This is a genomic window from Thermanaerothrix sp. (genome assembly GCA_026417795.1).
Classification (GTDB): domain Bacteria; phylum Synergistota; class Synergistia; order Synergistales; family Synergistaceae; genus Thermanaerovibrio.
The window spans coordinates 1-12562 of the sequence record JAOACP010000040.1; the positions used below are offsets into that span (position 1 = coordinate 1).

The following is a 12562-nucleotide window of genomic DNA, read 5'->3' on the forward strand; positions in this document are numbered from 1 at the left end:
GCCTTACGCTCAAGGGGTTATCGCAGAAGGGGGCTATGGTGCCGTCGAAGTCCAGCATAAGCCAGGGCTCTTTGGATCTGGATACCCATGAGAAGAAGGGGGCTAGGGCGGGGATCAACTACAGCACCTCCACCCGATCGGAGGCCGTCCCGGTATTAAGGGCCAGCATGAGGGAAAGGTGGTTCCTGAGCAGCCGGGTGATGAGGAAGTGCTCCTTCACCAGCTCCCTGCCGGCCTTACCCATGCGCTCCCGTTGCTTGGGGTTGTTTAAAAGCTCCACCAGGCGCATGGAGCCCCCTTCGGGGGTTTGCACCCTGTAACCGGTGATCTGGTTTAGGACCTGAAGCCTTATGCCCCCCGTGTCCCCACCTATGACCGGCTTGCCCTTCCATAGGGCCTCCGATACGGTAAGGCCGAACCCCTCCCGGGTGGACTTTTGGAACACCACCTGCGCCGATCGCTGGAGGGAGTTTATGACCCTGTGGGCGTCCGGCGGCAGCAGCAGTACCTTCGCGAATGGAAGCCTCTCAGCGCGCCGGTAAACCTCCTCCAGCACCGCGGCGCCTTCCGGGTCGTCGTCGGCCCCTCCGCCCGCCAGGACGAGCCTTAGGTTAACCTGTCTTGAGGCCAGCTCGCAGGCCCTCATGACCCCTAAGGGGTCTTTGAAACGATCGAAGCGGGACACCTGGATCACCAGATGGGACGGGTCCTTTAGGTCTATGCCCAAGGGCCTGAGGATGCTCTCGCACTCCTCCGGCGGGATGTACTGGTTTTTGGGGCTTACGGGGTCTATGGCGGGGGGTATTATAAAGGCCGGTATTTCCAGGGGCTGGGCGAAGTCCGGCAGGGAGAAGATGGCGGCGTCGCATCGGCTTACGTGCCCTGCCAGGTACCTCCAGACCTTGCGGTCCGGGTTGCTGGCGTCTATGTGGCACCGCCATATCCACTTCCCCCTCCTGGAGGCGGAGAGGGATGCCAGCATGGCGGGCTGGGGGTCGTGGATGAACACGAAGTCCGCGTCTTCCAGCTTGTCCCTCATGGAAGCCCAGTTCCTCAAGTTCGCCGCCTCATAGGCGGCGAACATCGAGTCCGTGATGTCCTGCCTTTTGCCCTGCAGGGCGTTGTGGAAGGCCTTGGTGACCTCAAAAAAGGCCGGATCCCCTTCGATCCCCTCCCAGTTGGAGTCTATCCCCAGCTCCCTCTGCAGCGGCACCAGCCTCTCCAGGATCTCCGCCACGCCCCCTCCACGGCGGGTGGAGTTGACGTGCACCAGCCGTTGCCCCTCCAGCATGGCCCCCATTTGCCTAAGGAGCCGTACCTCCTCGGGGCCGCAGTGTTCAACGTAAAGGTCCAGAAGGCTCATGGGCGGCACCTCCCGCCGATGAGGGTAAGCTCCTCGACGATGCGGTTTTTAAGGGCCTGAAGGGACATGAGATAGGGGTCTATGCTCATTAGGCCCGACACCTCCTCTTGTGGTATCCCGCTGGAGAGAAGCCACAGGGAGAAGTCGTCTCCGCATCCGGTCCTGAGCCTTGCGTCCACGAAGTGGTAGAAGGCGCTGGCGGGAGGGCACTGGGAGAGCTTCTCCGCCAGCTCCAGAGGATCCTTTGCGAAGAGGCCGGTTTGAAACACCAGGATGGTGGCCATGAGGAAGTGGAAGCGGCTCCTTCCCCTTGCCCAGCCCAGGAAGGATCCCGAGCTCACCGGCTCGTCCAGCACGTCAAGGATCGCCTCCCGTAAGTCCTCAAGGGTTGGGAAGTAAGATGGGTTCAGGGCATCAAGCTTCTCCGCGGAAATCTGGTCTCCCACGCTTTGGCCTACCCAGGCGGAAAGGTCGTTGTGGTATAGCTGTTCCGCCCTGGGCCTCATGAGGTAACCGTAGAAGTGATAGCTCAGGGAGTGGGACGGCACCGTCTCCACGCCGTCCCGGAGCTCCTTAAGGCTCTGAGCGCTTCGGCCCGCGCTTTGTACTATCATGGAGCAGCTTTTGATCGAGAACTCGGTGAAGCTTGGCAAGAAAGCCACCTCCTTCCGAAGATCTCCAGGTTTTACCGCCCTTTAGGGCCTTCGTCACTTGCCTATGCAGAAGTTGGAGAACACGCTGTCCAGCAGTTCCTCGGTGGTGTCCCTTCCCATGGCGGACCCCATGTGGAGCCTTGCCTTTGAGGCCAGGTGCGTCATGGCGTCCAGGTAGGAGGCCTTGGCGGCCTCTTCAAGGCACATAGCCGACATCTTGAGGCCCTCCACCTGATGCCGGAAGAGGCTCACCGCCCCCTCCAGGGAGCTTCCGGAGAGGAAGGTCTCCACCACTCGGTCCTTCAGCTCCTCCACCCCGTCGCCGTTGAGGGCGGATATTTCGAAGTAGGGCACGTCTTCCATGCGGTCCAGCAGCTCCCGCCACTCCCGCAGGGTGCCTTTATCGCTTTTGTTGAGCGCCGCCAGGGCGGGTTTCTCCAGTAAGGCCAACAGCTTAAGGTCGTCGTCGGAGGGGGGGGTTGACCCGTCAAGCACTAGTATTCTGATCTCTGAGGACAGCATGGCTTCCTTGGCCCTTTGGATCCCCAACATCTCCACCGGGTCGTTGGAGTCCCTTATGCCTGCGGTGTCCACCAGTTTGAGGGGGACCCCCCGGTGGATCACCGCCGCCTCCACCAGGTCCCTTGTGGTGCCCGGTATGGGGGTTACGATGGCCTTGGCTTCCCGCACCAGCCTGTTGAGCAGCGAGGACTTGCCAACGTTTGGTCGCCCCACCAGGGCCGCCCGTATGCCGCAGCTTAAGGCCATGCCGGCCTCCCCCCTTAAGGCCAGGTCCCGGAGGTCTTGGGCCAGACTGAGGAGCTCGGTCCGCAGAAGTTCCACGTCCAGGTCCGGCAGTTCCTCCTCTGGGTAGTCCAATGCCGCCTCGGGAAGGGAGGTTATGGATATGAGGCGGCTCAGCAGCTCATCCATCTCCCGCCTTGTAGCTCCGGTGAGGGACCTTGAGGCGGCCCTTAAGGCCTCGTCGCTGTATCCCCTTATCATGCCCAGCACGCCGCTGGCGGCGGTGAGGTCCATCCTGCCGTTTTGGACCGCCCGTCTGGTGAACTCCCCCGGCTCCGCGAGCCTTGCCCCGGCGGCTATGAGGGCGCTCAGGCACCGTTGGACCACCATCATGCCCCCGTGGCAGTGAACCTCCGCCGCGTCCTCCCCGGTGTAGCTCCTGGGGGCCTCGAAGCGCACCGCCAGGACCTCGTCCAGGACCCCTCCTTCGGATACCAGGTGTCCGTGCCGCATGGTCCAAGGGGGGGTGGAGCAGAGGGGGGAGCGCCCCCTGAAGACCTTATCCACCACCTGGGCGCTCCCCCTGCCGGACAACCTTATCACCCCTATGCCGCCCTCTCCCCAGGGGGTTGAAACGGCGGCTATGACGTCTTCATGGGGGGTATGGGTCAACCCGCCATCCCCCTCATGGCCTCTCCAAGGCGCCTCATGCCCTCCTGGGTCTGCTCCGGGGATGCGAAGGTGTAGCAGAGCCTGAGCTCGTTCTCGCCCCCGTCCCGGTTGGGGTAGAAGGCCTTGCCGGGGACGAAGGCCACCTGGTTGTCCACCGCTCGCTTGAAGAGCTCGTCGCTGTTTATCCCCTTCATCTTCACCCAGTAGAAGTAGCCTCCCTCGGGCTTTACCCAGTGCACCAGGTCGAGGGGCAGGTGCTCCCGCATGGCGTCCTCCATGGCGTCCCGCTTCTTCTTGTAGTGCTCTATTATCTTGGGAAGGAAGGAGTCCAGGTGCCCCAGCCGGCAGTACTCGTAGACCAGCGCCTGGGCCACAAGGCTGGTGCACACGTCCACCCCCTGCTTGAATATGGCCATCTTCCGGATTATGTCCCGGTTGCCGCAGCACCATCCCACCCTGGTGCCGGGGGCCAGTATCTTGGAGAAGGAGCCCGCGTAGACCACCACTCCCCGGTCGTCCAGGGAGAAGAGGGTGGGCAGGTGCTCCCCCTCGAACCTTACGTAGCCGTAGGGGTCGTCCTCCATGATGGCGAAGCCGTAGCGGTGGGCGTACTCGATGAGTTTACGGCGCCTCTCCAGGGAGAGGGTGGTGCCAAGGGGGTTGTGGAAGTTGGCTATGGTGTAGCATAGCTTCACCTTCTTGCCCTCCCGCTGGGCTCGCTCCACCTTTTCGGGTATGAGGTCCACCATCATCCCCTGGTCGTCGCAGGGAATGGTAAGGAACTTGGCCCCGTGGTTGTGCATGTTGAGGAACACCCCGAGGAAGGAGGGTTCCTCCATGAGGATCAGGTCGTCCTGGTCTATGAGGGCCCAGCAGAGAAGGTCCGAGACCTGGGAGGAGCCGGCGGTTATGAGAATTTCATCGTGCTCCAGGCGGCGCCCCATCCTGGGGGCGGTCCACTGGATCAGGAAGTCCTTTAGGGGCCCGTACCCCTCGGTGGTTCCGTACTGAAGCACGTCCTTGCCCTGGCTTTTGAGTATCCCCGCCGCCTCGTAGAAGAGGTCCACCGGGAAGGCCTCTGGATCCGGCATGCCTCCCGCGAAGGATATGATCCCGGGCCTACGTACCAGGTGGAGCATCTCCCTGATGGGAGATGGCCGGAGGTCCGCCACCCTGCCGCTGTAGAGGCCGTCGAAGAAACTGGACAACTCTATCCCCTCCTCGTCCTTTTTGTGAAGGTCCTCATGGGGTTTCACCCATTAAGGCCGCAACGGACAACCGTTGGGGGTCTTTGGTCCCCTTGGGCACAATGATACACCATCTGAAGTCCGAATCGTTTGTGAACTTTAAGGATTGTCTCTTCAATCCTCGTTGAGGGCCAGGTTGGAGTAGGCCTCCTCCAGCATCTGGCTGTAGGAGGTGGTGCCGTTACCACCGTAGAACGAGAAGCCCCCCAGGAGTTTAAGCCTGAAGGGTGTTACGCTTCCCTCTTCCACTATTTTCTCCACCTGCGTCTTGATCCGGCCGTAAAGGGTTCTGGCCCCCGAAGAGGGGGTTTCGGGGAGCATCAGCAGCACGCACCCATCATTGAGGTGGAAGCCCATGTCGGAGGTCCTGATGGTCTTCTTGACGACGCCTACGAACTTCATGTAGGCCTCCTCGGTCATGGACTTGGGAAGGGGGCCTGACGTGAGGTTCTCGAACTCCAGCTTGAGGAGGGCCATGGAGAGCCACCGGCGGTAGCGCCTTGCCCGCTCTATCTCCTCATCTCCCCTCCTTCTGGCGTAGCGGTCCGAGTAGAGCCCCGTCTTGGGGTCCACGAACTCGGAGCTGTCAGATCCGGAGGCGTCCCCCTTCGGGGCCAGGATCACCACGTCCTCCCCTTCCGTGGACTTCCTGAAGATGAGCCATCCGGTGCCGCCCAGGTCCAGCTCGTGGAGGCCTGGGTTTATGACCTCGTCCAGGGGCCTTCCTTCGATGTCCTCCTTGCCAAGTAGAAGCTTCATCTCCCGGTTGGCGGACTCCACGGCGCCATTCCTGCCCCAAAGGGCCGGCAGGGGCATCTTGGAGACCATGTCCAGGCTCTCCTCCAGCGACTTGAGCTCCGATTGTAGATCCGATATGCTTATGGGTCCCTCGTTGGGGGCCCCTTTGGGGGGGCTTTGGGGGGATCTCATGCAGCTTAGGATCCCCACCATTCCCGCGGAGGCCAGCGCCACCCCCAACCAGGACAGGACCGGGCTCGCCCCCGCGGCGGGGGAGACGAAGGCCAGAAGGAGCCCCTGGGCTGAGAGGTTGCAGAAGAACTGTCCTCCTCCGCCCATTGAGCTCATCACGTAGCACGCCGTGGCGGCGAGGTAGGACACCAGGAACACCGCCCACACGGGAAGGGGCAGGCTTTCCGAGGAACCGGACCCCATGAAGGAGATGACGACCATTATGGGGATGGATATTATGGGAGGAGCGGTTAACCACCTCAGGCCGGACACCCCCTTTTTGACTTTCCATAAGATTAAGCCATGGGGGCCGGACCTTCAAGGTTTGTTTTGTATAATTTGTTTTTAATCTTTAGGGGGTGTGTGGGTGGATAAGGACAATGGGAAGGTGACGGTGGCTCAGGCCATGGCTTTGAAGCCCCAGGATAAGTTCCAGGGGGTATACGCGGTGGCGGAGGAGCAGGTGAAGCTGGACAAGAACGGCAAGAGGTACCGGGTCCTTTTCCTTATGGACCAGACGGGGAGCATGGAGGTAAGGGCCTGGAGCAGCTGCTTGTGGGTGGACCTTCGGGAGGATCCAAGGGGCGCAGCCCTTGAGGAGGAGGACGTCCCCTCCCTTCGGGGGCTGTCGGTGGGGGTTGTGGGGGTCATGAAGGAGTATAAGAACGCCCTGCAGCCCACCGCTGACAAGGTGTACATCGTGGATCAGGAGAAGTACCCTCCTCATGGGTTCGTCCAAAGGTCCCCGTATCCACAGGAGGAGCTGGAGGAGAGGTTTGATATCTTGGTGAGGTCCTGTGGGGACGAGGTGGGGAGTTTCCTTGAGTCGGTTTTTCAAGGTCAGTTGAGGAGGGACTTCTTCTCCTTCCCCGCCGCGGTGGGGAACCACCACGCCTACGCGTCTGGGCTTCTTGAGCACACCGTGGCGGTGGCGGAGGCGGCGGCGGCCCTTTGCGGGTGCTACCGGGCGGACAGGGACGTGGTGGTGGGGGGAGCTCTGCTTCACGACATAGGGAAGCTTCGGGCCTACCGCATGAGCCCCCTGCCGGAGGCCACCCTGGAGGGTACGGTGCTGGACCACATAGCCATGGGGTACTGCATGTTCGAGGAGCTGGCGGAGAGGCATCGTCTGAGGGACGTGTTGAGGCTGCACCTGGGGCACATAATACTGAGCCACCACGGCAAGAAGGAGTTCGGTTCCCCGGTGCTTCCCTCCACCCCGGAGGCGTTGATAGTTTCCGCCGCCGACGAGCTGGACTTCCAGGTCTTCTGCTGCAGGGAGGGCATATCGGGCCTTAGGGAAGGCCAGGTGGTGTCGGACTTTCACAAGGCCCTGCAGAGGCGTGTGTGGAGCGGCGAGATTTCCGCTCCCTTTGGCGATGGAGAACAGGGATGAGAAAGTACATGGTCCCTCCGGAGGAGGAGGGAAGGAGGCTTGATAGGCTTATCCGGGACTGGTGGCCCTCGGTGGGCATGGGGCTCAGGATGGGGGCCATAAGGCGGGGTAACGTCCGGCTGGACGGCAGGAAGGTCCAGTGCTCCGAGAGGCTTGTATCCGGTCAGGAGCTTACGGTGCCCTGGGACGACGAGCCCGTGGGCCGAAGTTCCGAGGCGTCTTGCGGGGATGGGGATGTGTCCGGAGGCCTGCCATCCTGGGTTTTATACATGGACCGGGTGCTTTTGGTGGCCAACAAGCCCCCGGGCTGGATATGCCAGCCCGGGGGAAGGGGTGGCGGAAAGAGCCTGCCGGAGGAGGTCTGGCGCTTGATAGGCCGCACCGGCCCGGTACCCGCCCACAGGCTTGACGTCAACACCTCCGGGCTTGTGCTGGTGCCCCTTGCCAAGGTCTTTGCCCGGGAGCTCCACCGCATGTTCCGGGAATCCCTCATCCTTAAGGTCTACTGGGCGGTGGTGAAGGGCCGCTGCGGCGGGCCTTTGAGGATAGACGCCCCCCTTCATGACCCCCATGGGGGGCCCGTGGTGGTGTCGGGGGAGGGTAGGGATGCTTTGTCTATGGTAAGGCCTATTTGCACCTCCGGCGGGTACTCGTTGGTGGAGGTCAAACTGGTCACCGGCCGGAAGCACCAGGCCAGGGTGCATCTTGCCCACGCGGGGCTTCCCATAGTGGGGGATCCGGTCTACGGCGTGAAGCTCAAGGATGTTAAGCGCCCCATGCTTCATTGCCGGTTCATGGCCCTGCCGGAGGAAGCTTCCCTGGGGAACCTGAAGGGAGCGTCCTTCACCGCTCCGCTGATGGAGGACATGGAGAGTCTCATGAGGGCCCTGGGCCTTTGGAGTTCCTCTTCGTTGGATCGATGTGACGATTTAGCTTAAAGATGTTATTCGTATTTAGAATGTGTTCGTATTTTTTCTAAAAAATCAGTCCCGTTCGACTCTTTACGGAACAGTTAGGTTGGAATAGAATATCCCCGTGGTTTGTGAGATTAGTTCACAAACCTTTCAGGTTGGGTTCCTTCATGGCCTTAGGCCTAAAAAAACAAGGAGGGATTCGGAATGGCTGTTACAAAGAGGACTTCCAGCAACGTATTGCTCGACACGGCCCTCAAGAACTTCTACGCCGCCGCCGAGGAGATGGGGCTGGACGATGGGCTCATCGAGATACTGAGCAGGGCGGAGCGGAAGCTTTGCGTCTCCATCCCGGTCACCATGGACGACGGCACCGTCAAGGTGTTCGAGGGTTACCGGGTGCAGTACTCCACCGCCCTTGGGCCTGCCAAGGGAGGCCTTAGGTTCCATCCCGACGTGACCCTTGAGGAGTGCGAGGCTTTGGCCTGCCTCATGGCCTGGAAGTGCTCTTTGGCGGGAATCCCTTACGGCGGCGGCAAGGGCGGCGTTGCCTGCAACCCCCTGGAGCTCTCCACCGCTGAGAAGGAGCGCATCACCCGCACCTTTGCGGCCCGCATAGAGCCCCTGGTGGGGGCTTGGACCGACGTGCCCGCCCCGGACGTGAACACCGGCGGTCAGGAGATGGTGTGGCTCATGGACACCATCAGCAAGATGAGGAACCGGCTGGAGCCCGCCATCTTCACCGGCAAGCCCGTTTCCCTCTGGGGTTCCAAGGGTCGTACCCAGGCCACCGGTCGGGGCGTGGCCACCTGCGTGCGTGAGGTCCTGAAGGCCGCCGGCAGGGACGTGAAGGGCTCCACCGCCATCATCCAGGGCTTCGGCAACGTGGGCACCTACTGCGCCCTCACCCTGGTGGAGATGGGCGCCAAGGTGGTGGCCATAAGCGACATCACCGGCGGTTACTACTGCCCCGAGGGTATCGACGTCCAGAAGGCCTTCGACCACGTGACCAACCACCCCAAGCACCTGCTTGAGGGTTACGACCAGCCGGGGCTTCAGAAGATGCCCGGCGAGGACATCCTCTACCTCAACGCCGACGTGCTCTGCCCCTGCGCCCTTGAGGGCGCCATCCACGGCGACAACGCCCACAAGATCAAGGCCAAGTTCATAGTCGAGGGCGCCAACGGCCCGGTCACCCCCGAGGGGGACGCGGCGCTTCCCAAGGACGTCATCGTGGTCCCCGACTTCCTGGCCAACGCCGGCGGCGTGGTGGGCTCCTACTTCGAGTGGGTCCAGGACCTCATGGGCTTCTTCTGGACCGAGGAGGAGTACAACCAGCGGCTCCTCACCCTCATGGCGGACAACTTCTGGAGGGTGTGGAACTACAGCAAGGAGCACAACGTGCCCATGCGGAAGGGAGCCTTCATGGTGGCCATCAAGAGGGTTGCCGACGCCGTCAAGATGCGGGGGGTCTTCCTCTAAGCCTTAAAGGGGCTGGATGCCATCCAGGCGGGGGCCTTGGGGCCCCCGCCTTTTTCGTGCCGCCCGTCCTCCGCGTAGGCCGCCCGTTGTGGGCCGCCGTAGGGGATGAGAAGATGGTTAAAGACTTTTAAAAATCCCCTTCATGTACTATATTTTTAGGGTCGCCCCATGGGGTGAACTAAGAGGCCTTTACCAGAGAGCCCGTTTGCTGAGCAAGAGAGAGCCAGGCCAAGATCAGGAGGGATGATCTCACATGAGCGCTATCATAACCAACGTCAGGGCATTGGAGATACTTGACTCCCGGGGCAACCCAACCGTGAGGGTCAAGCTGGAGCTGGAGTGCGGCATAAGGGTGGACGCGTCGGTGCCTTCCGGGGCCTCTACTGGGGAGAACGAGGCGGTGGAGCTTCGGGACGGGGACAAGGGCCGCTACGGCGGCAAGGGGGTTCTACAGGCGGTTCAGAACGTCAACGAAGTGATAGCCCCCGCGGTGATAGGCATGGACTGCCGGGAGCAGACCGCCATCGACCGGGCCATGATAGAGCTGGACGGCACCCCCAACAAAGGCAAGCTGGGCGCCAACGCCATCCTTGGGGTCTCCATGGCCGCCGCCAAGGCGGCGGCGGAGTACTGCGACCTTCCGCTTTACGCTTACCTCGGTGGTCCCGCCGCCAGGACCCTGCCGGTGCCCATGATGAACATCCTCAACGGTGGCAAGCACGCGGAGAACAGCGTGGACTTCCAGGAGTTCATGGTGTTCCCATTGGGGGCCCCCTCCTTCCGGGAGGCCTTGAGGATGGGAGCTGAGACCTTCCACGCCCTTAAGGGCATCCTCAAGAAGAAGGGCTATGCGGTGGGGGTTGGCGACGAGGGCGGTTTCGCTCCGGACCTCAAGAGCAACGAGGAGGCCTGCGACGTGATCGTGGAGGCCATAAAGGCCGCGGGCTACGAGCCTGGTAAGGACATATTCCTCGCCCTGGACCCCGCGGCCAGCAGCTTCTTCGAGGACGGCTCCTACAACCTGGCCAAGTCCGGTCAGGGGCGTAAGAGCACCGACGAGATGATAGACCTTTTCCACCGGTGGTGCTCCGCCTACCCCATAGCCTCCATAGAGGACGGGCTCAACGAGAACGACTGGGACGGCTTTGCAAAGATGACCGCCAAGATGGGGGACCGGGTTCAGATCGTGGGGGACGACCTCTTCGTCACCAACCCGGACTTCGTCCGCCGTGGGATCAAGGCCAAGGCGGCCAACGCGGTCCTCATAAAGCTCAACCAGATAGGCACCGTCACCGAGACCATAGAGACCATAGAGCTCTGCCGCAGGGCCGGCTGGGGCTACGTCATATCCCACAGGTCCGGGGAGACCGAGGACACCTTCATGGCGGACTTCGCGGTGGCCATGGGGGGCGGCCAGATCAAGACCGGCTCCGCCTGCAGGAGCGAGCGCATCGCCAAGTACAACCGGCTCCTTGAGATAGAGGAGGAGCTGGGAGGAGCCTCCAGGTTCGGGCGGATATCCTAGGGCCTTTGACCCTCTTCGGGTTGGTTCGCCGGGACTTGGTGTTTGCTTAACCAGTTAACCAATATGCGGCCCCAGCCTCACGGTTGGGGCTTACTTTTTTGTGGCGGCCACGGGGCGTGGCGTGAGCTTTCTAATGGCAATGGCTTGGTTTAATTGATAAAACATGAACTTCTATGCCGCCGTTGTTATTATGAGCCATTAACCATGGTCGAAACGGACTGCCGTGGGTTGATAACGGGGGGTGCTGTATTTGTCCAAGCTTCTGAGGTTTCTTGCCATAAACAGGTCCACCGGCGCCGCGTTGGTGATGGTGATACTCATGGGCATGGGGGAGAAGATGTCCGAGCGGTTCCTGCCGGTGTACCTCATGGCCCTTGGGGGGTCCCTTTGGTCCGTGGGGTTTCTTAACGGCATGGACAACCTCCTGTCCGCCCTGTACTCCCTGCCTGGGGGTATCGTAAGCCACCGCCTGGGACCCAAGCGGGCGCTCATCCTGTTCTCCCTATGGGCGGTGCTGGGGTATCTGCTGGTCATATGGCTTGGGACCTGGTGGGGGGTTCTCCTGGGGGCGGTGTTCTTCATCTCCTGGACCGCAGTGACGCTCCCTGCCATGATGGATCTTATAAGCCGGTCGGTGCCCAAGTCCAAGAGGGTGATGGGGGTTTCGATGCACTCCCTGATAAGGCGCATCCCCATGGCCCTTGGGCCCATAATAGGGGGGTATCTCATATCCCGCATGGGGGATGTGGAGGGGATAAGGACCGCCCTGGCTGCGGCGGCGGTGATGGGGCTGTTGTCGGTGGGCTTCCTTTGGAAGGCCGTGCCGGACGTTGGGGGGGTGGGGGGTGAGGATATGGGGTTTCGAAGGTCCCTGTCCCTTATCCGCGGGGATCTTAGGATCCTCCTCATATCCGACGTTTTGATAAGGTTCGCGGAGCAGATCCCCTACCCCTTTGTGGTGCTTTGGGCCATGTCAAGAGGGGTATCGGCGCTTGAGTTCGGCCTGCTCACCGCCATTGAGATGGTGGTGGCCCTCTTGGTCTACATTCCCGTTGCCGCCATGGCGGACCGGCACGGCAAGAAGCCCTTCGTGCTCATCACCTTTTGTTTCTTTACCGCCTTCCCGTTGATTTTGCCTTTTTGTAGGGGATTCTGGCCCTTTGCCTTTGCCTTTGTCATAAGAGGTCTTAAGGAGTTCGGGGAGCCCACCAGGAAGGCCCTCATCATGGACCTGGCCCCCGAGGGGGCCAAGGGCGCCGCCTTCGGAGCCTACTACCTTTTGCGGGACGTCATAGTTTCCCTGGCCGCCTTCGCCTCCCCCGCCCTCTTTGCGGTTTCCCCTTTGTTCAACTTCGCATCCGCCGGTTTTTTCGGCCTCTTAGGAACCCTCTGGTTCGCCCTTAAGGGCAGGGACATGAGGTAGCCCCCAAGGATCTCTGGAGAGGGGTGATGTGTGAGGGCCGCCAGGGGTGAGCCTTTGCCTTTCGAGACGCTTAAGGGCGGGAGGGGATTCTCCCCTCCCGCCCTTTCTAGGACCTAGAAAAACCCTTAACTGCCGGCGTTTAAGCTAAGGCGATCCTCACCATCGCCGTAACGGAAT

General features: G+C 61.5%; 10 protein-coding genes. 5 read left to right on the forward strand and 5 right to left on the reverse strand.

Annotated features, from left to right (window positions below; genetic code table 11):
* Positions 1-118: 118 nt before the first annotated feature.
* The 5 genes from N2315_07920 to N2315_07940 form a co-directional block, all read right to left on the reverse strand.
* Entirely contained in the window at positions 119-1363 is a 1245-nt protein-coding gene (locus tag N2315_07920; protein ID MCX7829111.1) for a glycosyltransferase, read from the reverse strand.
* Entirely contained in the window at positions 1360-2016 is a 657-nt protein-coding gene (locus N2315_07925; protein MCX7829112.1) for a DUF5752 family protein, read from the reverse strand. Before N2315_07925 ends, N2315_07920 begins: the two co-directional genes overlap by 4 nt.
* A 54-nt stretch (positions 2017-2070) precedes the next feature.
* A complete protein-coding gene (gene mnmE / locus N2315_07930; GenBank protein ID MCX7829113.1) occupies positions 2071-3432 on the reverse strand; it encodes a tRNA uridine-5-carboxymethylaminomethyl(34) synthesis GTPase MnmE in 1362 nt (453 codons plus the stop codon).
* On the reverse strand, positions 3429-4640 hold the full coding sequence (locus N2315_07935) for a PLP-dependent aminotransferase family protein (GenBank protein ID MCX7829114.1): 1212 nt from the start codon (positions 4638-4640) through the stop codon (positions 3429-3431). Before N2315_07935 ends, mnmE begins: the two co-directional genes overlap by 4 nt.
* A gap of 153 nt (positions 4641-4793) precedes the next feature.
* Entirely contained in the window at positions 4794-5921 is a 1128-nt protein-coding gene (locus N2315_07940; protein MCX7829115.1) for a hypothetical protein, read from the reverse strand.
* A 94-nt stretch (positions 5922-6015) separates the two neighbouring features.
* Between N2315_07940 and N2315_07945 the strand changes: the two genes are divergently transcribed.
* The 5 genes from N2315_07945 (at position 6016) to N2315_07965 (ending at position 12385) form a co-directional block, all read left to right on the forward strand.
* Positions 6016-7044 carry an HD domain-containing protein gene (locus N2315_07945; protein MCX7829116.1) on the forward strand — a complete coding sequence of 343 codons (1029 nt, stop codon included), beginning with the start codon at positions 6016-6018 and terminating at the stop codon, positions 7042-7044.
* Positions 7041-7982, forward strand: a complete 942-nt coding sequence (locus tag N2315_07950) for an RluA family pseudouridine synthase (GenBank protein MCX7829117.1) — start codon at positions 7041-7043, stop codon at positions 7980-7982. Before N2315_07945 ends, N2315_07950 begins: the two co-directional genes overlap by 4 nt.
* 180 nt (positions 7983-8162) lie before the next feature.
* Complete coding sequence (locus N2315_07955; GenBank protein ID MCX7829118.1) at positions 8163-9437, forward strand: Glu/Leu/Phe/Val dehydrogenase; 1275 nt, start codon at positions 8163-8165, stop codon at positions 9435-9437.
* A gap of 253 nt (positions 9438-9690) precedes the next feature.
* Positions 9691-10962 (forward strand): phosphopyruvate hydratase, encoded by a 1272-nt coding sequence (eno, locus tag N2315_07960; protein MCX7829119.1) that lies wholly within the window; start codon positions 9691-9693, stop codon positions 10960-10962.
* Between the two features lie 250 nt (positions 10963-11212).
* Positions 11213-12385, forward strand: coding sequence for an MFS transporter (locus N2315_07965; protein ID MCX7829120.1), 1173 nt, complete (start codon positions 11213-11215; stop codon positions 12383-12385).
* Positions 12386-12562: the final 177 nt, after the last annotated feature.

Bases quoted from the DNA above. Each gene is read 5' to 3' on its own strand.
- N2315_07920 (MCX7829111.1), bottom strand. From the start codon at position 1,363: ATGAGCCTTCTGGACCTTTACGTTGAACACTGCGGCCCCGAGGAGGTA.
- N2315_07950 (MCX7829117.1), top strand. From the start codon at position 7,041: ATGAGAAAGTACATGGTCCCTCCGGAGGAGGAGGGAAGGAGGCTTGAT.
- N2315_07955 (MCX7829118.1), top strand. From the start codon at position 8,163: ATGGCTGTTACAAAGAGGACTTCCAGCAACGTATTGCTCGACACGGCC.
- eno (MCX7829119.1), top strand. From the start codon at position 9,691: ATGAGCGCTATCATAACCAACGTCAGGGCATTGGAGATACTTGACTCC.